Raw genomic sequence first — 22,004 nt, forward strand, 5'->3', positions numbered from 1 at the left:
AGAGATGTCGGCACCCAATAAGTCGTACGACCCTGTAGAGGTCGAGGCGTTGAAACCGGAAGAGATCGAGCGCATGCGGGACGAGGCGCTCGCCGCCTTCGCCGCCGCGGACTCCCTCGACGCGCTCCACGAGGCCAAGGTCGCCCACACCGGCCCCGCCTCCCCGCTGGCCCTCGCCAACCGCGAGATCGGCGCCCTGCCCCCGCACGCCAAGGCCGAGGCCGGCAAGCGCGTCGGCATGGCCCGCGGCGCCGTCAACAAGGGCCTCGCCGCCCGCCAGGCCGAGCTCGAGGCCGAGCGCGACGCCCGGGTGCTGGTCGAGGAGGACGTCGACGTCACGCTGCCGTACGACCGCGTCCCGGCCGGCGCCCGCCACCCCCTCACCACGCTCTCGGAGCGCATCGAGGACATCTTCGTGGCCATGGGCTACGAGGTCGCCGAGGGCCCGCAGGTCGAGGCGGAGTGGTTCAACTTCGACGCGCTCAACATCGGCCCGGACCACCCGGCCCGCGGCGAGGCCGACACCTTCTTCGTCCAGGGCCCGGACGGTGGCGCCGAGTCCGGCGTGGTGCTGCGCACCCACACCTCGCCGGTGCAGATCCGCTCCCTGCTCGACCGCGAACCGCCGGTCTACGTGATCTGCCCCGGCCGCGTGTACCGCACCGACGAGCTGGACGCCACCCACACCCCGGTCTTCCACCAGGTCGAGCTGCTCGCCGTGGACGAGGGCCTGACCATGGCCGACCTCAAGGGCACCCTGGACCACATGGTCCAGTCCCTGTTCGGTGAGGGCATGAAGACCCGGCTGCGCCCGAACTTCTTCCCCTTCACCGAGCCGAGCGCCGAGATGGACATGCTCTGCTACGTCTGCAAGGGCGAGTCCGTCGGCAACGCCGACCGGCCCTGCCGCACCTGCTCGTCCGAGGGCTGGATCGAGCTGGGCGGCTGCGGCATGGTCAACCCGCGGGTGCTCACCGCCTGCGGCGTCGACCCGGAGAAGTACAGCGGCTTCGCCTTCGGGTTCGGCATCGAGCGGATGCTGATGTTCCGCCACAACGTCGAAGACATGCGAGACATGGTCGAGGGTGACGTCCGGTTCACCCGGCCGTTCGGGATGGAGATCTGATGCGGGTCCCGCTTTCTTGGCTGCGGGAGTACGTCGACCTGCCGGCGACGGAGACCGGCCGCGACGTCCAGGCCAAGCTCATTTCGGCAGGCCTGGAGGTCGAGACCGTCGAGCAGCTCGGCGCCGACCTCAAGGGCCCGCTGGTCGTCGGCCAGGTGCTGACCATCGAGGAGCTGGAGGGCTTCAAGAAGCCGATCCGCTTCTGCACCGTCGACGTCGGCCGGGCCAACGGCACCGGTGAGCCCCAGGAGATCGTCTGCGGCGCCCGCAACTTCGCGGTCGGCGACAAGGTCGTCGTGGTCCTGCCCGGGGCCACCCTGCCCGGCGGCTTCTCCATCTCCGCCCGTAAGACCTACGGCAAGGTCTCGCACGGCATGATCTGCTCCAGCGACGAGCTGGGCATGGGCGACGACGGTGCCCACGGCATCATCGTGCTGCCGCCGGAGACCGAGGTCGGCAAGGACGCCATCGAGCTGCTGGAGCTGGTCGACGAGGTCCTGGACATCGCCGTCACCGCCAACCGCGGCGACTGCCTGTCCATCCGCGGCGTGGCCCGCGAGGCCGCCATCGCCTACGGCCTGCCGCTGCGCGACCCGGCCCTGATCGACGTACCGGCCCCGAACGCCTTCGGCTACCCGGTGCAGGTCTCCGAGCCGTACGGCTGCGACCGCTTCACCGCCCGCACGGTCACCGGACTGCGCCCCGAGGCGCGCTCCCCGATCTGGCTCCAGCGCCGGCTGCAGAAGGTCGGCATGCGCCCGGTCTCGCTCGCCGTGGACATCGCGAACTACGTGATGATGGAGCTGGGCCAGCCGCTGCACACCTACGACCGGAAGCTGATCCAGGGCACCATCGGCGTGCGCCGGGCCGAGGAGGGCGAGAAGCTCGTCACCCTCGACGGCGTCGAGCGCACCCTGCACGGCGAGGACCTGGTCATCACCGACGAGCGCGGCCCGATCGGGCTCGCCGGCGTGATGGGCGGCGCCAACACCGAGATCGCCGACCACGACGACGCGGAGAACGCGACGACCGAGGTGGTCGTCGAGGCCGCCCACTTCGACGCGGTCTCCATCGCCCGTACGGCCCGCCGGCACAAGCTGCTGTCCGAGGCGTCCCGCCGCTTCGAGCGCGGCGTCGACCCGCAGGCCGCCGCCGCCGCCGCGCAGCGCACCGTGGACCTGCTGGTGCTGCTCGCGGGCGGCACGGCGGAGGCCGGCGTCACCGAGGTCATCGCGCCCTCGGCGCCGCACACCATCACCCTCCCGGCCGACCACCCGGACAAGGTCGCGGGCGTCACCTACGGCCGTGAGACGGTCGTCCGCCGCCTCCAGGAGGTCGGCTGCGACGTCTACGGGCAGGACGAGCTGATCGTCACCGTCCCGTCCTGGCGGCCCGACCTGGCCGACCCGAACGACCTCGCCGAGGAGGTCATCCGCCTGGAGGGCTACGAGAACCTGCCCTCCACGCTGCCCAAGCCGCCCTCCGGCCGCGGTCTGACCCACCGCCAGCGGCTGCACCGCCGGGCCGGCCGCGCGCTGGCCGGCGCCGGGTACGTCGAGGCGCCGAACTACCCCTTCGTCAGCGAGCAGGTCTTCGACCAGCTCCAGCTCGCGGCCGACGACCCGGCCCGCCGCGTCGTCAAGCTGGTCAACCCGCTCAGCGAGGAGGAGCCCGCGCTGCGCACCACGCTGCTGCCGGGCCTGCTCGGCGCGCTGCGGCGCAACGCGGGCCGGGGCTCGCACGACCTGGCGCTGTTCGAGACCGGGCTGGTCTTCCAGCCGCGCGAGGAGGGCCGTGCCGCCGCGCACCTGCCTGTCGACCGGCGGCCCACCGACGAGGAGATCGCCGCGCTGAACGCCGCGCTGCCCGAGCAGCCGCGGCACGCGGCCGTCGTCCTGGCGGGCGCGCGCGAGCAGGCCGGCTGGTGGGGCAAGGGCCGCCCGGCGGACTGGGCCGACGCCGTCGAGGCGGCGCGCGCCCTCGCCCGCGAGGCCGGTGCGGAGCTGGTCGTGCGCAAGGGCCAGTACGGCCCCTGGCACCCGGGCCGCTGCGCCGAGCTGGCGGTCGTCGCCGACGGTACGGAGAAGGTCGTCGGCCACGCGGGCGAACTGCACCCGCGGGTCCTGAAGGCCCTGGGCCTGCCCGAGCGCACCTGCGCGATGGAGCTGGACCTGGACGCCCTGGAGGCGGCGGGCGACGGCGTTCCGCAGGCCCCGGGCATCTCGGCGTTCCCGGTCGCCACGCAGGACGTCGCCCTCGTCGTCGACAAGCCGGTACCGGCCGCCGAGGTCGAGGCGGCGCTGCGCGAGGGCGCGGGCGAACTGCTGGAGTCCATCCGGCTGTTCGACGTCTACGAGAACGCGGAGCAGCTGGGCGAGGGCCGCAAGTCGCTCGCGTACGCGCTGCGGTTCCGGGCGGGCGACCGGACGCTGACCGTGGACGAGGCGTCGGCCGCGCGGGACGCGGCGGTCGCCCTCGCGGGCGAGCGGACGGGTGCGGTGCTGAGGGGCTGAGCGCCGCCCCATAAATGCGGGTCGACCGACGATCGGATCACTCATTTGAGTGGGAACTCTGGGTGATCCGGTCCGCTCGGGTCCTTCCCTCGACAGAATCGGACCGGCCTTTCGGGGCCGGTCCGACTGCTCTGTCAGGCCCACATGGGGGACCACCGGCATGATCCGCATCAAGGCACGGGCGCCCACCGGGCGGGCGACGGTACTGCCCGCGGTCTGGGGAGCCGTCGCGGTCGGCTACAAGCTCGGCTGCCCGCTCGCCCAGCAGACCGGCCTCGGGGCGCGCATCGTCACCAGCGCCGTGTTCTTCGCCGTCGGCACCGGCCTCGTCCTGCACGTCCGCCGCACCCTGCTCCGGGAGCTGCGGATCGCCCGGAAGGTGGCGCGTACCGCGCAGAACGTCGTGCTGCGTCCGCCGCCGCCCCGCGTGGACGGGATCGACGTGGCCGCCGCCCAGCTCTCCGCCGACCGGGGCGCGAGTGTGGGCGGCGATCTGTACGAGGCCATCGCCACCGAGCACGGCGTCCGCGTGGTGATGGGGGACGTGCGCGGGCACGGCCTGGCCGCCCTCGGTACCGTGGCCGCCCTGCTCGGCAGCTTCCGCGAGGCCGCCCACGACGAGGCCGGACTGGACCGGGTGCTGCGCCGGCTGGACCGCGCCCTCGCCCGCCACCTGCGCGAACGCGCCCGCGCCGAGCACCCGGCGCACGGCGGCCCCGAGCCGGACGCCCCGGTCGCGGAGGAGTTCGTCACCGTGCTGCTCCTGGAGATCGGCCCGGACGGCGAGGTGCGCGCCCTCAACTGCGGCCACCCCTGGCCCTATCTGCTCAGCGGTACGACGGTCGGCCCGCTCTCGCACCTCGATCCGCTGCCGCCGCTCGGGCCGTTCCCGCTGCCGGCCGAGCTGACGGCCCGGTCCTGCGGCCGGCTGCTGCCGGGGGAGTCCCTGGTGCTGTTCACCGACGGGGCGGAGGAGGCGCGGGACGCGCGGGGGCGGTTCTTCCCGCTGCCGACGGTGCTGGCGGACGCGGTGCGGGGGCGGCCCGCCGCCCCGCAGACGGTCCTGCGCACGGTCCTGAGCGCCCTCCTCGACCACACGGGCGGCACCCCCGGCGACGACGTGGCGCTCCTGGTGCTGTGCAACGCGCGCGAACCCAGGCCCCGGCCGGCGGCCGCGGAGTCCGGCGCCCGGTTCACACCCCGTGTGAAGGCCGAGCCACTACGCTGACGGGACCAGGCCACCCGGGGGGCATCCCATGCAGCCCAACACTCTGCTCGACGCGATCCTGGACGAGGCGGGGATCTCGCACGCCGGACTCGCCGCCCACGTCAACCAGGCGGGCCGCGCCCGCGGTCTCGCGCTGCGGTACGAACACACCGCCGTGGCCCGCTGGCTGAAGGGCCAGCGGCCCCGCGGCCAGGTGCCCGACCTGATCTGCGAGGTACTCGCGGCCCGGCTGCACAGACCGGTCACGCTGGACGACATCGGGCTCGGCGTGCCCGGCGGGCCGGGCAGCCCGCACGCCGGTTCGCTGGGCGGGTTCGTGGAGCGGGCCACCGCCCTGTGGCGGTCGGACGAACAGCAGCGGCCCCACGTGCTGGACGCCCCCGCGGTCACCGGCACCCCGGCCGTGATGCCGGTGTGGGAGTGGGAGAACCCGCCCGAGGACGTGGACGTCTCCCGGGGCGGCCGGCAGCAGGTCACCGCGGGAGACATCGAGGTGCTGCGGGCCGCCCGGGCGCACTACGAGCAGATGTACCGCAAGGCCGGCGGGATGGCGACCCGCACCCGGGTCGTCGGCTTCCTCAACGCCGAGGCCGCGCCGCTGCTGCGGGGCAGCTACACCGACGCCACCGGCCGCCGCTTGCACCGGGCCACGGGCGCCTTGGTGGCGATCGCGGGCATCTGCGCGTACGACTCCGACGCCCATGGCCTCGCCCAGCGCTACTTCCACCAGGCGCTGAGGCTCGCCAAGGCCAGCGGGGACCGGGGACTCGGCGCCTATGTGATCGCGCTGCTGGTCAACCAGTCGCTGTTCATGCGGGAGTACCGGCAGGCCGTCGCCTTCGCCGAGGCCGCGCTGCGCACCGCCGGCCGGCACATCACCCCGGCGCTCGCCTCCGACCTGTACGCCATGCAGGCCAAGGCGTACGCCCACCTGGGCGACAGCGGCGGCGCGCTGTCCCGCATCCGGCGCGCGGAGACGGCGGCCGAGCGGATCCGGCGCGGTCACGAGCCCGCCGAGACCGGGTACGTGCAGCCGGGGCTGGTCAATGTGCAGGTGGCCGAGGCGCTGCTCAGCCTCGGTGACCTCACCGCGGCCCGGGAGCACGCGGCGGCGGCCGTCGGCACCCCCGCCCACGACCGGGGCCGGGTGCACCGGCTGGCCATGCTCAGCACCATCGAGCTGCGCCGGGGCAACGCCGACCAGGCCGTGGCCACCGCCGTGCAGATGGCGGAGCAGGCCCGCGGCATGGAGTCCCAGCGGCTGCGCGACCGGCTGCGCGCGGTGCGCGAGCATCTGGCGCGCTGCGGCTCGGCCGGCACCGCCGAGGCCGCCGAACTGATCGACGGAGCGCTGCGCGTGCCGTTGTAGGCCCACTGTGGGGTACACGGTCCCTGCTGCGATATTGCCACTCCCCGACGGAAGGTGGCATACCGTGCAGTGGACGAAACACTGTGAGAAATCCGTGTATGAGACCCGCTGGTTCCGTGTCAACCTGGCGGATGTCGAGCTGCCGGACGGCCGGCACCTCGACCACTTCGTGATCCGGCTGCGGCCCGTGGCCGTGGCGACGATCGTCAACGAGGCGAACGAGGTGCTGCTGCTGTGGCGGCACCGCTTCATCACCGACAGCTGGGGCTGGGAGCTGGCGGCGGGCGTCGTCGAGGACGGCGAGGACATCGCGAGCGCGGCGGCCAGGGAACTGGAGGAGGAGACCGGCTGGCGGCCGGGGCCCCTGCACCACCTGATGACCGTGGAGCCGTCCAACGGCCTCACCGACGCCCGGCACCACATCTACTGGTCCGGCCGGGGCGAGTACGCCGGACATCCCGTGGACGACTTCGAGTCGGACCGGCGGGAATGGGTCCCCCTCAAACTCGTCCCCGACCTGATCGCCCGTGGGGAGGTCCCGGCCGCCAACATGGCGGCCGCGTTACTCCTGTTGCACCACCTCAGGCTCGCCGAGGGCTAGTGGGCCGACAGCGCCTGCCAGAGCGTCACCACGAGCGCGCCGAGGGCGGTCAGCGCGGCGAGCGAGGGCAGCGGCCAGCGTGCGTGTTCCAGCGAGGCCATCCGGGAGTTCAGATCGTCCAGTTCCTTGGCGGTCTCCTCGGTGCGGTGGCGCAGCAGCGCCAGTCCTCCCTCGACCCTGGCGTAGGCCACGTCGAGGCGGCGCCGTAACTCTGCGAGTTCTCCATGGACCACGGGATGCTCCGGTTCGGCGGTCACGGGTTCGTTCCTCTCGGTAGTCGAAATGAAGGTTCCGCATCCCCTGCATGCGCATGATGAGTCAACTCGCCTGGTGGGCGCGTGGGGAGCGTGTGTGGCGGGCGTATGCGTGCCCGGCGCGCACACGGTGTGTGAAACAGTCGGGCCCGGCACCGTACTCCGGTGCCGGGCCCGACGGGCGTCGCTCTTCGTAATCAGCCGTGGGTTCAGCCGTAGGTGTAGAAGCCCGATCCGGTCTTGCGGCCGAGCCGGCCCGCCTCCACCATGCGCTGGAGCAGCGGGGGAGCGGCGTACAGCGGCTCCTTGTACTCGGCGTACATCGAGTTGGCGATGGAGACGATGGTGTCCAGGCCGATCAGGTCGGACAGCTTCAGCGGGCCCATCGGGTGGGCGCAGCCCATCTCCATGCCGTTGTCGATGTCCTCGCGGCTCGCGATGCCGGACTCGAACATCCGGATCGCCGACAGCAGGTAGGGCACCAGCAGCGCGTTCACCACGAACCCGGAGCGGTCCTGGGCGCGGATGGCGTGCTTGCCGAGCACCTTCTCGGCGAAGACCTGGGCGCGGCTGAGCGTGCCCTCTGAGGTGGTGAGCGCCGGGATCAGCTCGACCAGCTGCTGCACCGGGGCCGGGTTGAAGAAGTGGATGCCGACGACGTGGTCCGGGCGGGAGGTGGCGACGGCCAGCTTCACCAGCGGGATCGAGGAGGTGTTGGAGGCCAGGATGGCGTCCGGCCGGGTCACCACCTGGTCGAGCACCTGGAAGATCTCGGTCTTGACCTGCTCGTTCTCGACCACGGCCTCGATCACCAGGTCCCGGTCGGAGAACTCGCCGAGGTCGGTGGTGAAGCTCAGCCGCGCCTGGCCGGCGTCCCGCTCCGCCTCGGTGATCTTGCCGCGCTCGGCGGCCTTGGCCAGGGAGTTGTACAGCCGGGTACGGCCGATCTCCAGGGCCTCGCCGGTGGTCTCGGCGACCTTCACGTCCAGTCCCGCACGGGCGCACACCTCGGCGATGCCCGCGCCCATCTGGCCGCAGCCCACGACTCCGACGCGCTCGATGTCGGTCACATCGTCCCCTTCGCTGGTCTTCCGGCTGGCTGGCAGGACCCCCGGGTTTCGGCGCCTGCTCCGACCGTGCACGTTACCGCCAAGTATCGATGATCGATCGCCGGGGTGGGGACATCCTGGAGCGTGAAACGATCCGTGACCGGGCGGATCCGCGGCGTATGGGAGACCCGATGGCGCGCATCTCACGACGGACCCTCGCACGGGCCGCGCTGTCCGCACTGGCCGTGCCGGTGCCCGTCCCGGGCGGGCCGGGGGGCACCGCCCCCGTCCCGGCCGCCCCGGGGGCGACCGCGGGCACCGGTATCGCCGCCCGGAGCGTTTCCGGGCCGCCGGGGCCGAACCGTGCGCCGCGGGCGACCGCGGAGATGCGGGGCGTCTGGATCGCGACCGTCGCCAACCGGGACTGGCCCTCGCGGCCCGGCCTGCCGCCGGACCGCCAGCGGGACGAGCTGCTCGCCCACCTCGACCGCGCGGTCCGCCTCCGGCTCAACACGGTGATCCTCCAGGTGCGGCCGGCCGCCGACGCGCTGTGGCCGTCGCCGTACGAGCCCTGGTCCGAGTGGCTCACCGGCACCCAGGGCCGCCATCCGGGCTGGGACCCGCTGGGCACGGCCGTGCGGGAGGCCCATGCCCGGGGCCTGGAGCTGCACGCCTGGTTCAACCCGTACCGGGTCGCGAACCACGCCGACCCCACCCGGCTGGCCGCCTCCCACCCGGCCCGCGAGCACCCCGGCTGGGTGGTGCCGTACGGCGGCCGGCTGTACTACGACCCGGGGCAGCCCGAGGTCCGCGCCTTCGTGCGGCGGGCGATGCTGGACGCGGTCGCCCGCTACCCGGTGGACGCCGTCCACTTCGACGACTACTTCTACCCCTACCCGGTCGCCGGACAGACCTTCGACGACGACGCGTCCTACGACCGTCACGGCGGGGCCTTCCCCAGCCGGGCCGCCTGGCGCCGGCACAACATCGACACGCTGGTGCGCGAGACGGCCGCCGACATCCGGCGCGTCCGTCCCGGCACCCGGTTCGGGATCAGCCCCTTCGGCGTCTGGCGCAACGCCGCCACCGACCCGCGCGGCTCGGAGACCCGGGCGGGCGTCCAGACGTACGACGACCTGTACGCGGACACCCGCACCTGGGTCCGCGAGCATTGGATCGACTACGTCGTCCCCCAGCTGTACTGGCACATCGGCAACGCCGACGCCGACTACGCGGCCCTGGCCGCCTGGTGGGCCGGGACCGCCGAGGGCACGGCGACGCGGCTGTACCTCGGGGAGGCCCTGTACAAGGCGGGCGACGCCGCGCAGCCGTCGGCCTGGCAGGACCCGGTCGAACTGTCCCGCCACCTCACCCTCGCCGCCCGGTATCCGCAGGTGCGCGGGCACGTGTTCTTCGCCGCCCGGGACGTGGCGGCCGACCCGGCCGGGGCGATGGCGCGGGTGGTCGCCGACCACTACCGGGGGCCGGCGCGACCACCGCGCTGACTACCGCTGCGGATGCTTCTCCTCGTGCTTGACCTGGCAGTCGGGCCCGGGGGACATGATCGTCTCGTGACCGTTCTCGGCGCGGACACGATAGGGCGGGTTGCCCTCGGGACCGAGTACCTCGACCACTTCCACGACATGGTCGTGCTGACCGACCACCCTGCCGTGCTGGACCAGCTTGTCGCCCTTGGACGCGTGCATCTGGGCCCTCCTTGCGCTCACGACCGCTGCGTGACGGCGATGCACACGAGCACGGCCACGGCGGTCAGCGGTGCGGCCACCGTGAAGTGTTCGCCCAGCAGCAGCGCCGACCACACCAGTGTGAGCAGGGGCTGGGCCAACTGCAACTGACTGGCCCGCGGGATGCCGATGGCGGCCATGCCCCGGTACCAGACGACCAGACCGAGGAACTGCGAGCCCAGGGCCACCCACAGCAGCCCGGCGACGCCGTGCCCGGTCAGGTGCACGGGCTCGTACGCCAGCGCCACCGCGGTGGCCGGCACGCTCAGCGGCAGACACAGCACCAGCGCCCAGCCGATGACCTGCCAGCCCGGCATGACGCGGGCCAGCCGGCCGCCCTCGGTGTAGCCGGCCGCGCACACCAGCAGCGCCCCGAAGAGATAGCCGTCGGCCGTGGTGAGCGCGCCGCCGCTCTGGGTGAGGGCGAAGGCGATGACGGCCGCCGCGCCCGCCACGGCCGCCAGCCAGAACCGGCGGGAGGGCCGGGCGCCGGTGCGCAGGGCCGAGAACACGGCGGTGGTCAGCGGCAGCAGCCCCACCACGACGGCCGCGTGGGAGGTGGTGGACGTCTCCAGCGCGAGCGTGGTCAGCATCGGGAAGCCCAGCACCACCCCGGCGGCGACCACGGCCAGCCCGGCCAGATGGCGGCGCGCCGGCAGTCGTACCCGCAGCGCCAGCAGACAGCCTCCGGCCACGACCGCGGCGAGGACCCCGCGCACCGCCACCAGCGACCACGGGCCGAAGCTCTCCAGGCCCCAGGCGGTGGACGGGAAGGTCAGCGAGAAGGCGATCACGCCGAGACCGGCCTGGACGGTGCCAAGACCACGCAGGTCCCCGGGGGCGGTGACTGCTATCGGGCTCGCGGTAGTAGCGCTACTCTGTGTTCTCATGCAACAGCGTAGCAGTGTGGGTGAATTGGCAGAACAGCTCCGACGGGAGCTCGACCGCTACTCTCCAGGTGGAAAGCTTCCGTCGAGCAGGGCTTTGGTCGAGCGGTTCCGGGTCAGCCCGGTGACCGTCTCCCGGGCCCTCGCCCAGCTCGCCGCCGAGGGCCTGGTGGTCACCCGCCCCGGCGCCGGCGCCTTCCGGGCCCGGCCGCACCGGCCGGAGGGTCCCGCCGGGGACACCTCCTGGCAGGAGGTCGCCCTCAGCGCCGACGGCGCGGCCGACCTCGTCCCGCGCACGGTGGACGCCTCGGGCGTCACCGTCTCGCTGGCCGCCCCGCCGCCCGGGGTGCTGGAGTTCAGCGGCGGCTACCCGCACCCCTCCCTGCAACCGGAGCGGGCCATGGCGGCGGCCCTGGCCCGGGCCGGCCGGCGCCCCGGTGCCTGGGAGCGGCCGCCGCTGGAGGGGCTGCCGGAGCTGCGGGAGTGGTTCGCGCGCGGGATCGGCGGCGCCGTCACCGCCGCCGAGGTGCTGATCGCCGCGGGCGGCCAGGCAGCCCTGGCCACCGCCCTGCGCGCGCTCGCCCCGCCCGGCGCCCCGGTGCTGGTGGAGTCGCCCACCTACCCGGGCATGCTGGCGCTCGCCCGCGCGGCCGGGCTGCGGCCGGTGCCGGTACCCGTGGACCCCGACGGGGTCCGCCCCGACCTGCTCGCGGACGCCTTCCACGCCACCGGCGCCCGGGTCTTCGTCTGCCAGCCGCTGTTCCAGAACCCGACCGGTGCCGTGCTGGCCCCCGCCCGGCGCGCCGAGGTGCTGCGGATCGCCCGCGAGGCCGGGGCGTTCGTCGTCGAGGACGACTTCGTGCGCCGCCTCGTGCACGCCGACGCCGGGCCGCTGCCGCGCCCGCTGGCCGCCGACGACCCGGACGGCGTGGTGGTGCACGTCGGCTCGCTCACCAAGGCGACCTCGCCCAGCTTCCGGGTGAGCGCGCTGGCCGCGCGCGGGCCGGTGCTGGAACGCCTGCGCGCGATCCAGGTCGTGGACAGCTTCTTCGTGCCCCGCCCGCTCCAGGAGGCCGCCCTCGAACTCGTCGGCTCGCCGGCCTGGCCGCGCCATCTGCGGGCGCTGTCGGCCGAGCTGAAGACCCGCCGCGACGTCATGACGGGCGCGCTCGCCCGGGAGCTCCCGGCGCTGGCCCTGCCGCACATCCCTACCGGCGGCTACCACCTGTGGCTGCGGCTGCCCGACGGGCTGGACGAGGCCGCGCTGACCGCGGCGGCGCTCCGCGCGGGCGTCGCCCTCACCCCCGGCCGCCCCTATTTCAGCGCCGAAGCGCCCGCCGGCCACCTCCGGCTGAGCTTCGCGGCGGTGGCCGGCACCGGGGAGATCACGGAGGGGGTGCGGCGGCTGCGGGCGGCGTACGAGGAGGTGCGGTGAAAACCCCTGGTCCGTACGGAGCGCGGACTGTGAGGATCATCGTATGAGCGATGCACCCGACCTCCCCGAGGCTCCCGACCTCCCCGAGCGCCCCGCCCTCCCCGAGGCTCCCGCCCTCCCCGAGGGTTACGAGTTCTCCGCCGACCCCGCCCGCGTCGACGTCGACCGCGTGCACGGCTGGCTGTCGTCCGACACGTACTGGGCGCTCGGCCGCCCCCGCGACAAGCACGAGCGGGCGATGGCCTCCTCGCTGAACTTCGGCGTCTACGCCACGGAGTCCGGGGAGCAGGTGGCGTACGCGCGCGTGGTCACCGACCGGGCGCTGTTCGCCTGGCTCGCCGACGTGTACGTGGACCCCTCGGTGCGCGGCAAGGGCGTGGGCACGGCGTTCGTCGGCCGGATCCGCGACCACCTGGCGCCCTTCGGGCTGAGCCGGCTGCTGCTCGCCACCGAGGACGCCCACGAGGTGTACGCCAGGCTGGGCTTCCGGCCGCTGGAGCGCCCGGAGCAGTACATGGCGCACTCCTTCGAGTGAGCGCCCGGCCTCCTTCACGTGAGCGTCCGGCTCAGTCCTCGCGGGTGGTGTCCCCGGTGAGCACCTCGCGGGCGTAGTCCGTGGTGAGTTCCAGGTCCTTCGCCGGGCCGCCGACCCGCCACACCGTGCGCCAGCGCCCGGCGTCCAGGACGGTGAACTCGCCCCGGTAGAGGTCGGCCGCGCAGGGGTGGTCGGCGACGTACCGGCCCCGGGTCAGGTCCAGGTCGTGGAAGGGCCGCCCGTCCGCGAAGCGCACGTCCACCCGGCCCGGCGCGGGTCCCGGCAGGAACCGCAGGGTCCGGGTGGCCGGCCGGGCCACCCCGCGCCAGGTGAAGACGCCGGACTCCTCGTGCAGCAGCCCGCCGCCGTCCAGCGGGCCGAAGACGGTGGTCCCGGTGAAGCGGCCCTCGTCCCCGCTCGCCAGATCCCGCACCGCGCGCTCGACGCGCCAGCGGCCGGACAGATAGGCCAGCGGGTCCGCCACCGGCCAGAACTCGTCCTCACGCGCATCCGTGAGGGCCCGCCCCTCTTTCCGTCGCATCCCTTGCGGCCTGCCCCTCTTTCCGTCCGGTCTCGGTCCGCCCCATTGACGTGCTCATACCCCTTCCCTATCTTGCCGTTCGAAGTGCTGACCAATGTCTGATATTTCGAACAACAAGAGCCGCGGAGTATCCATGTCACGCACCACCCGCTTCAGACTCGGCCTGGGCGCGGGCGCCGTCCTGCTCGCCACGGCCGGCCTCCCCGCCCCGGCCCACGCCGAGGAGGTCGCCGACTACGCGATCACCGTCGACCCCTCCGCCACCGGTCCCGCGATCTCCCGCACCATGTACGGGGTCTTCTTCGAGGACATCAACCGCGCCGCCGACGGCGGCCTGTACGCCGAACTCGTCCAGAACCGGTCCTTCGAGTACACGGCCGCCGACAACGCCTCCTACACCCCGCTGACCTCCTGGACGGTCTCCGGCACCGCCCGGACGGTGGACGACTCCGGCCGGCTCAACGAGCGCAACCGCACCTACCTGGCGCTGGCCGCCGGCTCGTCCGTCACCAACGCCGGCTACAACACCGGCATCGCCGTGCGGGACGGCGAGACGTACGACTTCTCGGTGTGGGCCCGCGCCGGGGCCGGAGCCGCGCTCACGGTCTCCCTCCAGGACTCCGGCGGCCCGCTCGCCACCGCCCGGCGGATCGCCGTGCGGAAGGACGGCTGGGCCCAGTACAAGGCCACCTTCACCGCCACCCGGACCAGCGCCACGGGCCGGCTCACCGTGGCCGCGGACACCGCCGCCGCCCTGGACATGGTGTCCCTCTTCCCCCGCGACACCTACAAGCACCAGCCCAACGGCCTGCGCAAGGACCTCGCCGAGAAGGTCGCCGCCCTGCGCCCGGGCTTCGTCCGCTTCCCCGGCGGCTGCCTGGTCAACACCGGTTCCATGCACGACTACAGCGAGGCGTCCGGCTGGCAGCGCAAGCGCTCCTACCAGTGGAAGGACACCGTCGGCCCGGTCGAGCAGCGCGCCACCAACGCCAACTTCTGGGGCTACAACCAGAGTTACGGCCTCGGCTACTACGAGTACTTCCGGTTCGCCGAGGACATCGGCGCCATGCCGCTGCCCGTCGTACCCGCCCTGGTGACCGGCTGCGGCGAGAACCGGGCCGTCGCCGACGACGCCCTGCTGAAGCGGCACATCCAGGACACCCTGGACCTCATCGAGTTCGCCAACGGCCCGGCGACCTCCACCTGGGGCAAGGTGCGGGCGCGGATGGGCCATCCCAAGCCCTTCCGCCTCACCCACATCGAGGTCGGCAACGAGGAGAACCTGCCCACCGAGTTCTTCGCCCGCTTCCAGCGGTTCCGCGCGGCCGTCCAGGCGAAGTACCCGCACATCAAGGTCATCTCCAACTCCGGCCCGGACGACTCCGGCACCGTCTTCGACACCGCCTGGAAGCTCAACCGCGACGCCGACGTGGACATGGTCGACGAGCACTACTACAACAGCCCTCAGTGGTTCCTGCAGAACAACGACCGCTACGACTCCTACGACCGCTCCGGCCCCAAGGTCTTCCTCGGCGAGTACGCCTCCCAGGGCAACGCCTTCAAGAACGGCCTCGCCGAGGCGGCCTTCATGACCGGCCTGGAACGCAACGCGGACGTGGTCGAACTCGCCTCCTACGCCCCGCTGTTCGCCAACGAGGACTACGTCCAGTGGCGCCCGGACCTGGTGTGGTTCAACAACCACGCCTCCTGGGGCACGGCCAACTACGAGGTGCAGAAGCTGTTCATGACCAACGTGGGCGACCGGGTGGTGCCGAGCACCGCGACCGGCACCCCGGGCGTCAGCGGTCCCCTCACCGGCGCGGTCGGGCTGTCCACCTGGAACACCAGCGCCGCCTACGACGACGTACGGGTCACCGGCGCCGACGGCACCCCGCTGTTCGGCGACGACTTCTCCGGTGACGCCTCGAAGTGGACCCACACCGGGGCCGGCAGCTGGACCGTCCAGGACGGCCGGTACGTCCAGACCGACGACACCGTCGAGAACACCATGGTCCAGGCCGGCGACCCGTCCTGGCACGACTACGACCTGCACGTGAAGGCCACCAAGAAGTCCGGCAAGGAGGGCTTCCTCGTCGCCTTCGGCGTCAAGGACACCGGGAACTACTACTGGTGGAACCTCGGCGGCTGGAACAACACCCAGTCGGCCGTCGAGCAGGCCGTGGACGGCGGCAAGTCCACGCTGATGACCAAGGCGGGCTCGATCGAGACCGGCCGCGCCTACGACATCGACGTCAAGGTGCGCGGCCGCCAGGTCACCCTCTACCTCGACGGCCAGGAGTGGGGCAGCTTCACCGACGACAAGCCGGCCGAGCCGTTCCGCCAGGTCGTGACGCGCGACGCGAAGACCGGTGAGCTGATCGTCAAGGTCGTCAACGCCCGGTCCGCCGCCGCCCGTACCGCCATCGACCTGGGCGGCGCGAAGGTCGCGTCCCGGGCCAGGGCGACCACGCTCGCCGCCGCGCCGGACGCGGTGAACACCGAGACGTCCACGGCGGTCGCCCCGCGCACGTCCACCGTCACCGGGGTCGCGGGTAAGTTCACGTACACCTTCCCGGCGAACTCCGTCACCTTCCTCAGGATCAAGCAGAGGTAGCAGCGGGTGGGCGGCTCAGACCCCGAAGTACCGCTGGGCCGCCCGCACCCCCGCCACCAGCGCGTCGACCTCCTCCGGGGTGTTGTAGACGTAGAAGCTCGCCCGGGTGGTCGCCGGTACGCCGAACCGCCGGGCGAGCGGCCGGGCGCAGTGGTGGCCGACGCGCACGGCGACGCCCCGCTCGTCCAGCACCTGCCCGACGTCGTGCGGATGGACGCCGTCCACGGTGAAGGAGACGGCCGAGCCGCGGTCGGTGAGGTCGCGCGGGCCGACGATCCGCACCCCGGGCACCTCGGCCAGCAGGCCCAGGGCGCGGGCGGTGAGCGTGTCCTCGTGGGCCGCGACCTCCGCCATGCCCAGCCGCTCCAGGTACTCCACCGCCGCCGCGAGCCCCACCGCCTGCGCGGTCATCGGCACCCCCGCCTCGAAGCGCTGCGGCGGCGGCAGGAACGTGGTGCGGTCCATCTCCACGATCTCGATCATCGAGCCGCCGGTCAGGAACGGCGGCAGAGCGGCCAGCTCCGCCGCGCGGCCCCACAGCACGCCGATGCCGTTCGGGCCGAGCATCTTGTGCCCGGAGAAGGCCAGGAAGTCCGCGCCCAGCTCCGTGACGTCCACCGGGCGGTGCGGCACCGACTGGGCGCCGTCCACCACCACCAGCGCCCCGGCCGCGTGCGCCCGGTCGGCCAGCTCCCGCACCGGGTTCAGGGTGCCGAGGACATTGGACTGGTGGGTGAGGGCGAGCACCTTGGTCCGCTCGTCCAGCAGCTCCGCCGCCCGGGTCAGGTCCAGCCGGCCGTCGTCGGTCAGGCCGAACCAGTCCAGCGTGGCGCCCGTCCGCTCGGCCAGCTGCTGCCAGGGCACCAGGTTCGCGTGGTGCTCCATCTCCGTCACCACGATCCGGTCGCCGGGCCCGATCCGGCCGGCGTTGCCGAGCGCGTACGCGACGAGGTTGACGGCCTCGGTGGTGTTCTTGGTGAAGACCACCTCGTCGTCGGCGGCGCCGATGAACCGGGCGACCGTGTGCCGCGCCCGCTCGTAGGCATCGGTCGCCTCGCCGGCCAGCTGGTGCGCCCCGCGGTGCACGGCGGCGTTGCGGGTGAGGTAGAAGTCCCGCTCCGCGTCCAGGACCTGGAGCGGTTTCTGGGTGGTGGCCCCGGAGTCCAGGTAGACCAGCGGCGCGCCGCTCTCCACCGTCCGTCCCAGGATCGGGAAGTCCTTGCGCAGCGCGTCCACGTCGAAGGCCACGACGGTCACCTCTCACGGTTTCTCGGATCGTTCTCCGTGAGGCACGCTAAGCCTTTCTCACGGGGAACCGCAAGAATTGCCGTGAGAGACGGCTAGGATGCGGGCGTGGAGCACGAGACCCCCGTCTATCTGCACCAGCTCCCGGTCCCCGGCGAGGACCGGTACGCCTCGCTGGCGCTGGTCAACACCCGGTTCACCGTCAGCCACGGCCGGGTCGACCTGCTCGACGGCGCCGAGGCCGCGCACCTGTGGCTGGTCCGGCACGCCCTGCTGCCCGACCCGGTGGAGCTGAACGGCCGCCAGTCCGGCCGGCTGCGGGCCCTGCGCGAGGCGCTGCGGGCCCTCTTCACGGCCCGGACCGCGGGGACCCGGCCGCCCGGCGACGCCCTCGACACCCTGAACGCCGCCCTCGCCGCCGCCCCCGCCACCCCCCGCCTGGCCTGGGGCGCCGACGGGCCGCGCCGCGCCGACCTCCCCGACGGCGGCAACCCGGCCGCCGCCGCGCTCTCCCTGCTCGCCGAGGACGCCACCGACCTGCTCACCGGCGCCGACGCCGCCCAGCTCACCGAGTGCGCCGCCCAGGGCTGCGCCCGCTGGTTCCTGCGCTCCCACGGCGCCCGCCGCTGGTGCACCACCAAGTGCGGCAACCGGGTCCGCGCGGCCCGGGCCTACGCGGCCCGCAAGGCCGGTTCACCCTGAGAACACCTGCCGGAAATCCAGAATTTCCCGGCAGGTCATCCAATTCACTCGGTGTTTCCCCGGTCCGGAGAAAGTCGCTCCATTTTTCGATGAGCGCACAACCAATCGGAAACGGCCTCCGTCTAAGTCCGCGAATAGACGGGGTACGCATTCTGTGAGGACACCGAAAATGCAGTGCAGCACTCCACCGGACGCGCCCGGCAATGGCGGGCGGAAGTCACGGCCGCACCCGGGCGGGAACCGCGCGTGAAAGCGACCTCCCGGCCGGGGCGGGCCGCCTGCCTGCTCGCCGCCGCCCTCACGGTCATCGCGTTCTGCGCCGGTGACGCCCTCGCCCGCAGCCACCCCTTCGGCCCGCGCACCCGCGGCGTCAACGACCTGGGCAACCAGTTCGTGCCCTTCCACGCCCACCTGTGGGACCTGCTGCACGGCAGGGCCGAGGGCGGCCTCCTCGTCAACTGGCAGTCCGGCTACGGCGCCTCCTTCCTGCCCGACCTCGGCACCTACCTCGGCAGCCCGTTCGCCCTGCTGGTCGCCCTCTTCCCGCGCGACGAGATCGACCTCGCGGTGTACGTGATCACCGTCCTGAAACTCGCCTGCGCCGCCGCGGCCATGACCGGGCTGCTCCTCGCCTGCCGGCCCGGCCGCTGGTGGGCTGCGGGCCTGCTCGGCTCCTCGTACGCGCTGTGCGGCTGGACCCTCGCCGACGCCGACTACAACCCGATGTGGCTGGACGGGCTGATCGCCCTGCCCCTGCTGTGCCTGGTCGGCGAATGGGCGCGCACCGGACGCCGGTTCCTGCCCGGAGTGCTCGTCGTCGCGCTCGCCTGGACCGCCAACTTCTACACCGCCTACATGGCCACCCTCGGCGCCGCCCTGGTGCTGCTGCTCCGGCTGGTGCTCGCCCGGCCGCCGGTCCGGCAGGCCCTCGCCACGGCCGGCCGCGCCGCCCTCACCACCGCCCTCGGCGTGGGCCTCGCCGCCCCGCTGGTGCTGACCGTGTACTTCGGCACCCGGCACGCCTACCCGGGCCGGGTGCGCGCCTTCGCCCCGGTGCCGGCCGAGGACGTGCTCGCCCGGCTGCTGCCGACGTCGTACGGCTGGGGCTCCCCGGCCCTCTACGTCGGCACCACCGCGCTGCTGCTCGCCCTCGCCCTGCCCTTCCACCGGGCCGTCCCCGGACGGGTCCGGGCCGGCTGGACCGCCCTGGTGGTGCTGGCCGTCCTGTCCCTCCAGTGGGCGCCCACCCACCTGGTCTGGCACGCCTTCGCCACCCCGCAGGGCAGCCCCTACCGGCAGACCTTCGTCGTCTGCGGCCTCCTCGTCATCGCCGCCTGGCACACCCTGTCCCACGGCCCGCCCGGCCCGCGCGCCCTCATCCCGGCCGCCGCGCTGTTCGCCCTGATCACCGCCCTCGCCGGTCACAGCAGCACGCTGCGGCCGCTCACCTGGCCGGTGCTGCTGCTCGCCGTCGCCGGCGCGCTGGGCGGCCTCGCGCTGCTGGCCCGCGCCGGGCGGCGCGGGCCGCTGGCCGGACTGGCCGTCGCCCTGCTGCTCGGCGCGCAGGCCGGGGAGAGCGCCGCCACCACGGCCGTCACCACCCGGCTGCACCTCGCGCACCTGGACGACTACGCGCCCTGGGGCGAGCGGCAGGACCGGCAGTCCGCGCTGATCGCCGAGGCCGACGACTGGCCCCGCCACCGCACCGACCCCGGCCGGGAACAGACGGTCGGCAACGACCCGCTGGTGGTGGGCGGCGAGGGCGCCCAGTACTACAGCAGCCTGACCTCCGACGTCCTCAGCCGCACCCTGACCGCGCTCGGCGGCGGCTGGACCTCCCGGGGACGCAGCGTGCAGAGCCTGGACAACGCCGTCACGGACGTGCTCTTCTCCGTCGGCGCCCGGGTGCACTCCCCGCCCGACCCGCACCAGAGGCACTCCCCGCCCGCCGCGTACCCGGCGCACCTGACCCGGCGGGACGTGCCGCCCCTGGTGACCGTGCGGCCCCGCCCGGACCACCGGCCCTTCGGCGACTCGCCCTACCGCAACCAGGAGATCCTACTCGGCAGCCGCGTCTACACCGTGCCGCCGCTCACCGTGCGGGACGACTCCGGCCGACCGCTGCCGGACCGCCGGACCGGCGCCGGCACCGCCCGGACCCGGCCGGTGATCACCGCCCGCTGCCCGGCGGGCACCCAGGTCCACCTGTGGGCCCCGCACTACTCCGGCACCGCCCGGCTCGCCGACGGCACCGCCACGCTCTTCAACGCCAAGGACACCCGCAACCGCGCCGCCATGGCCCCGCTCGGCACCGCCCCCGCCTCCGGGCGACTGACGATCCGGCTCACCCCGAACCGGCCCGGCAGCATCCCGCCCGGCGCGATCGGCTGCCTGGACACCGGCCGGCTGCGCACCGCCGCCGCGCGCCTGACGGCCGGCGGGGCGAGGGAGGTCACCGTCTCCGACGGCACCGTGCACGCCCGGCTGCCCGCCGGGAGCAGGGGCCTCGCGGTCCTCGCCGCGCCCCGCATCGCCGGCTGGCGGTGCGCCACCGGGGACGGACCGGCCCGGCCGGCGGGGGAGTACCACGGCCTGATCGCCGTCCCCGTCGACCCCGGCACCACCAGCCTGACCTGCACCTTCCATCCGCCCGGCCTGCGGCTGGGCACGGCGGTCGGGGGCGCCTCGCTGCTCGTCCTCGCCGTGCTGACCGCCGGTGCCGCCCTGCGCCGCCGACGCACGCCCATGCCGCCCACGACCACATCACCGCGCGAGCGGGTGACCACCGCTCACTGATCGCGCCAGGGGGAAACCACCATGCTGATATCCATCGTCGCGCCCTGCTACAACGAGGAGGACGTCCTCGCCCGCTTCCACGAGGAGGTCCAGAAGGTCGCCGAGGAGCTGCTGCCCCTCGGCCACGACATGGAGTTCGTCTACGTCGACGACGGCAGCCGGGACCGCACGCTCGCCGTCCTCCAGGAGCTGGCCGCGGCCGACGCCCGGGTGCGCTACGTCTCCTTCAGCCGCAACTTCGGCAAGGAGGCCGCCCTGCTCGCCGGGCTGCGGCACGCCTCGGGCGACTCGGTGATCGTCATGGACGCCGACCTCCAGCACCCGCCCGGGCTGATCAGGCACATGGTCGAGCTGCGCGAACAGGGCCACGACCAGGTCATCGCCCGGCGCACCCGCACCGGCGACCGGCTGACCCGGACCCTCACCGCGCGCCTGTACTACCGGCTCGTCAACCGCCTGGTCGACGTCGAACTCGTGGACGGAGTGGGCGACTTCCGGCTGCTGTCGCGCCGGGTGGTGGACGCGGTGCTGGACCTGACCGAGTACAACCGCTTCTCCAAGGGCCTGTTCGCCTGGGTGGGCTTCCCGAGCACCACCTTCGAATACCACAACGCCGTCCGCGAGGCCGGCCGCAGCTCCTGGAACCTGCGCGGACTGCTCAACTACGGCCTCGACGGCCTGCTGTCCTTCAACAACCGCCCGCTGCGCGCCGCCCTCTGGCTCGGGGTGACCCTGCTGCTGTGCGCGGGGGTCTACACCGCGTGGATCGTGGGCGCCGCGCTCGTCCACGGCGTCCAGACGCCCGGCTATGTGACCATCATCACCGCCGTGACCGCCCTCGCGGGCGTCCAGATGGTCATGCTGGGAGTCATCGGGGAGTACACCGGCCGCATCTACTACGAGGTGAAGAGGCGTCCGCACTTCCTGGTGAAGGCCACCAATGCGGAACGGACGAAGGATCTCATTCCCTGATGCGGCAGATACTGACCTTCGCGGCGGTCGGTGTCGTCAATACGGCGACCTACTATTGCCTTTACCTGTTGTTCCTGACCGGCCTGCCGTATCTCGCGGCACACATCCTGGCCTTCACGCTCGCCATGGTCGGCTCTTTTTTCCTCAATGCGCGCTTCACTTACCGGACCCCGCCGACCTGGCGGAAATTCCTGCTGTTCCCGCTGACGAACGTCACCAACTTCCTGATCACGACGGCCGGGGTGTACCTGATCGTGGACGTCCTGCACGCCGGGAGCCGCTTCGCCCCGCTGGTCGCGTCCGCCGCGGCGATCCCGGTCACCTACGTCGTCTCCCGCTGGGTGATGCTCCCCAAGTCCATTGCATAAACGTGCAGCGATACGTATAGTCAT

19 protein-coding genes are annotated in these 22,004 nt (G+C 73.2%); 13 read left to right on the plus strand and 6 right to left on the minus strand.

Annotated features, from left to right (window positions below; translation table 11 throughout):
• Window positions 1-4 precede the first annotated feature (4 nt).
• From pheS to ACSURM_RS29465, 5 genes are all read left to right on the plus strand, one after another.
• A complete protein-coding gene (gene pheS, locus ACSURM_RS29445; protein ID WP_189754939.1) occupies window positions 5-1,126 on the plus strand; it encodes a phenylalanine--tRNA ligase subunit alpha in 1,122 nt (373 codons plus the stop codon).
• Window positions 1,126-3,639 (plus strand): phenylalanine--tRNA ligase subunit beta, encoded by a 2,514-nt coding sequence (pheT, locus tag ACSURM_RS29450; RefSeq protein ID WP_436958816.1) that lies wholly within the window; start codon window positions 1,126-1,128, stop codon window positions 3,637-3,639. Before pheS ends, pheT begins: the two co-directional genes overlap by 1 nt.
• A 160-nt stretch (window positions 3,640-3,799) precedes the next feature.
• Window positions 3,800-4,867: a PP2C family protein-serine/threonine phosphatase gene (locus tag ACSURM_RS29455; RefSeq protein WP_436958817.1), complete on the plus strand. Its 1,068-nt coding sequence runs from the start codon at window positions 3,800-3,802 to the stop codon at window positions 4,865-4,867.
• Between the two features lie 28 nt (window positions 4,868-4,895).
• Window positions 4,896-6,236, plus strand: coding sequence for a transcriptional regulator (locus tag ACSURM_RS29460; RefSeq protein ID WP_436958819.1), 1,341 nt, complete (start codon window positions 4,896-4,898; stop codon window positions 6,234-6,236).
• 64 nt (window positions 6,237-6,300) lie between these two features.
• Window positions 6,301-6,837, plus strand: coding sequence for an NUDIX hydrolase (locus ACSURM_RS29465; RefSeq protein WP_436958820.1), 537 nt, complete (start codon window positions 6,301-6,303; stop codon window positions 6,835-6,837).
• Here the strand turns inward: ACSURM_RS29465 and ACSURM_RS29470 are convergent.
• The gene (locus ACSURM_RS29470; protein ID WP_030613616.1) at window positions 6,834-7,094 is read right to left on the minus strand and encodes a hypothetical protein; all 261 of its coding nucleotides are present in this window, start codon (window positions 7,092-7,094) and stop codon (window positions 6,834-6,836) included. The two genes, ACSURM_RS29465 and ACSURM_RS29470, sit on opposite strands and share 4 nt — an antisense overlap.
• A 206-nt stretch (window positions 7,095-7,300) precedes the next feature.
• Window positions 7,301-8,161: a 3-hydroxybutyryl-CoA dehydrogenase gene (locus ACSURM_RS29475; RefSeq protein ID WP_436958821.1), complete on the minus strand. Its 861-nt coding sequence runs from the start codon at window positions 8,159-8,161 to the stop codon at window positions 7,301-7,303.
• Window positions 8,162-8,331: 170 nt separating this feature from the next.
• Here ACSURM_RS29475 and ACSURM_RS29480 point away from each other — a divergent pair, with 170 nt between their 5' ends.
• Window positions 8,332-9,645 carry a glycoside hydrolase family 10 protein gene (locus tag ACSURM_RS29480; RefSeq protein ID WP_436958822.1) on the plus strand — a complete coding sequence of 438 codons (1,314 nt, stop codon included), beginning with the start codon at window positions 8,332-8,334 and terminating at the stop codon, window positions 9,643-9,645.
• On the opposite strand, the gene ACSURM_RS29485 is transcribed toward ACSURM_RS29480, so the two are convergent.
• Together ACSURM_RS29485 and ACSURM_RS29490 are read right to left on the minus strand one after the other, a co-directional pair.
• Complete coding sequence (locus ACSURM_RS29485; RefSeq protein ID WP_436958823.1) at window positions 9,646-9,846, minus strand: DUF1918 domain-containing protein; 201 nt, start codon at window positions 9,844-9,846, stop codon at window positions 9,646-9,648.
• Between the two features lie 17 nt (window positions 9,847-9,863).
• The gene (locus ACSURM_RS29490; protein ID WP_436958824.1) at window positions 9,864-10,775 is read right to left on the minus strand and encodes a DMT family transporter; all 912 of its coding nucleotides are present in this window, start codon (window positions 10,773-10,775) and stop codon (window positions 9,864-9,866) included.
• Here ACSURM_RS29490 and ACSURM_RS29495 point away from each other — a divergent pair.
• On the plus strand, window positions 10,774-12,207 hold the full coding sequence (locus tag ACSURM_RS29495; protein ID WP_289967368.1) for a PLP-dependent aminotransferase family protein: 1,434 nt from the start codon (window positions 10,774-10,776) through the stop codon (window positions 12,205-12,207). The genes ACSURM_RS29490 and ACSURM_RS29495 overlap by 2 nt on opposite strands.
• A 43-nt stretch (window positions 12,208-12,250) precedes the next feature.
• A complete protein-coding gene (locus ACSURM_RS29500) occupies window positions 12,251-12,742 on the plus strand; it encodes a GNAT family N-acetyltransferase (protein WP_436958825.1) in 492 nt (163 codons plus the stop codon).
• Between the two features lie 31 nt (window positions 12,743-12,773).
• Here the strand turns inward: ACSURM_RS29500 and ACSURM_RS29505 are convergent, their stop codons facing one another.
• A complete protein-coding gene (locus ACSURM_RS29505; RefSeq protein WP_436958826.1) occupies window positions 12,774-13,283 on the minus strand; it encodes a DUF6314 family protein in 510 nt (169 codons plus the stop codon).
• A 133-nt stretch (window positions 13,284-13,416) separates the two neighbouring features.
• Between ACSURM_RS29505 and ACSURM_RS29510 the strand changes: the two genes are divergently transcribed.
• Window positions 13,417-15,897 (plus strand): alpha-L-arabinofuranosidase C-terminal domain-containing protein, encoded by a 2,481-nt coding sequence (locus ACSURM_RS29510; RefSeq protein ID WP_436958827.1) that lies wholly within the window; start codon window positions 13,417-13,419, stop codon window positions 15,895-15,897.
• Between the two features lie 15 nt (window positions 15,898-15,912).
• Here ACSURM_RS29510 and ACSURM_RS29515 read toward each other — a convergent pair whose 3' ends face one another.
• Window positions 15,913-17,145: a cysteine desulfurase gene (locus tag ACSURM_RS29515; protein ID WP_436958828.1), complete on the minus strand. Its 1,233-nt coding sequence runs from the start codon at window positions 17,143-17,145 to the stop codon at window positions 15,913-15,915.
• A gap of 105 nt (window positions 17,146-17,250) precedes the next feature.
• On the opposite strand from ACSURM_RS29515, the gene ACSURM_RS29520 reads away from it, so the two are divergent.
• The 4 genes from ACSURM_RS29520 to ACSURM_RS29535 all read left to right on the plus strand — a co-directional run bounded on the left by ACSURM_RS29520 (window position 17,251) and on the right by ACSURM_RS29535 (window position 21,980).
• Entirely contained in the window at window positions 17,251-17,844 is a 594-nt protein-coding gene (locus tag ACSURM_RS29520) for an ABATE domain-containing protein (protein ID WP_436958829.1), read from the plus strand.
• Window positions 17,845-18,090: 246 nt separating this feature from the next.
• Window positions 18,091-20,640, plus strand: coding sequence for a YfhO family protein (locus tag ACSURM_RS29525; RefSeq protein WP_436958830.1), 2,550 nt, complete (start codon window positions 18,091-18,093; stop codon window positions 20,638-20,640).
• 21 nt (window positions 20,641-20,661) lie between these two features.
• On the plus strand, window positions 20,662-21,612 hold the full coding sequence (locus ACSURM_RS29530) for a glycosyltransferase family 2 protein (protein WP_436958831.1): 951 nt from the start codon (window positions 20,662-20,664) through the stop codon (window positions 21,610-21,612).
• Window positions 21,612-21,980, plus strand: a complete 369-nt coding sequence (locus ACSURM_RS29535; RefSeq protein ID WP_189996219.1) for a GtrA family protein — start codon at window positions 21,612-21,614, stop codon at window positions 21,978-21,980. The genes ACSURM_RS29530 and ACSURM_RS29535 overlap by 1 nt, the downstream gene beginning before the upstream one ends.
• The last annotated feature ends 24 nt before the right edge of the window (window positions 21,981-22,004 follow it).

The sequence above is a fragment of the Streptomyces sp. SudanB182_2057 genome (genome assembly GCF_964272715.1).
Classification (GTDB): Bacteria; Actinomycetota; Actinomycetes; order Streptomycetales; family Streptomycetaceae; genus Streptomyces; species Streptomyces rubradiris.

What these genes read in the sequence shown, in the direction of transcription:
- pheS (WP_189754939.1), top strand. Translation starts at nt 5, where the DNA reads ATGTCGGCACCCAATAAGTCGTACGACCCTGTAGAGGTCGAGGCGTTG.
- pheT (WP_436958816.1), top strand. Translation starts at nt 1,126, where the DNA reads ATGCGGGTCCCGCTTTCTTGGCTGCGGGAGTACGTCGACCTGCCGGCG.
- ACSURM_RS29455 (WP_436958817.1), top strand. Translation starts at nt 3,800, where the DNA reads ATGATCCGCATCAAGGCACGGGCGCCCACCGGGCGGGCGACGGTACTG.
- ACSURM_RS29460 (WP_436958819.1), top strand. Translation starts at nt 4,896, where the DNA reads ATGCAGCCCAACACTCTGCTCGACGCGATCCTGGACGAGGCGGGGATC.
- ACSURM_RS29480 (WP_436958822.1), top strand. Translation starts at nt 8,332, where the DNA reads ATGGCGCGCATCTCACGACGGACCCTCGCACGGGCCGCGCTGTCCGCA.
- ACSURM_RS29485 (WP_436958823.1), bottom strand. Translation starts at nt 9,846, where the DNA reads ATGCACGCGTCCAAGGGCGACAAGCTGGTCCAGCACGGCAGGGTGGTC.
- ACSURM_RS29495 (WP_289967368.1), top strand. Translation starts at nt 10,774, where the DNA reads ATGCAACAGCGTAGCAGTGTGGGTGAATTGGCAGAACAGCTCCGACGG.
- ACSURM_RS29490 (WP_436958824.1), bottom strand. Translation starts at nt 10,775, where the DNA reads ATGAGAACACAGAGTAGCGCTACTACCGCGAGCCCGATAGCAGTCACC.
- ACSURM_RS29500 (WP_436958825.1), top strand. Translation starts at nt 12,251, where the DNA reads ATGAGCGATGCACCCGACCTCCCCGAGGCTCCCGACCTCCCCGAGCGC.
- ACSURM_RS29505 (WP_436958826.1), bottom strand. Translation starts at nt 13,283, where the DNA reads ATGCGACGGAAAGAGGGGCGGGCCCTCACGGATGCGCGTGAGGACGAG.
- ACSURM_RS29510 (WP_436958827.1), top strand. Translation starts at nt 13,417, where the DNA reads ATGTCACGCACCACCCGCTTCAGACTCGGCCTGGGCGCGGGCGCCGTC.
- ACSURM_RS29530 (WP_436958831.1), top strand. Translation starts at nt 20,662, where the DNA reads ATGCTGATATCCATCGTCGCGCCCTGCTACAACGAGGAGGACGTCCTC.
- ACSURM_RS29535 (WP_189996219.1), top strand. Translation starts at nt 21,612, where the DNA reads ATGCGGCAGATACTGACCTTCGCGGCGGTCGGTGTCGTCAATACGGCG.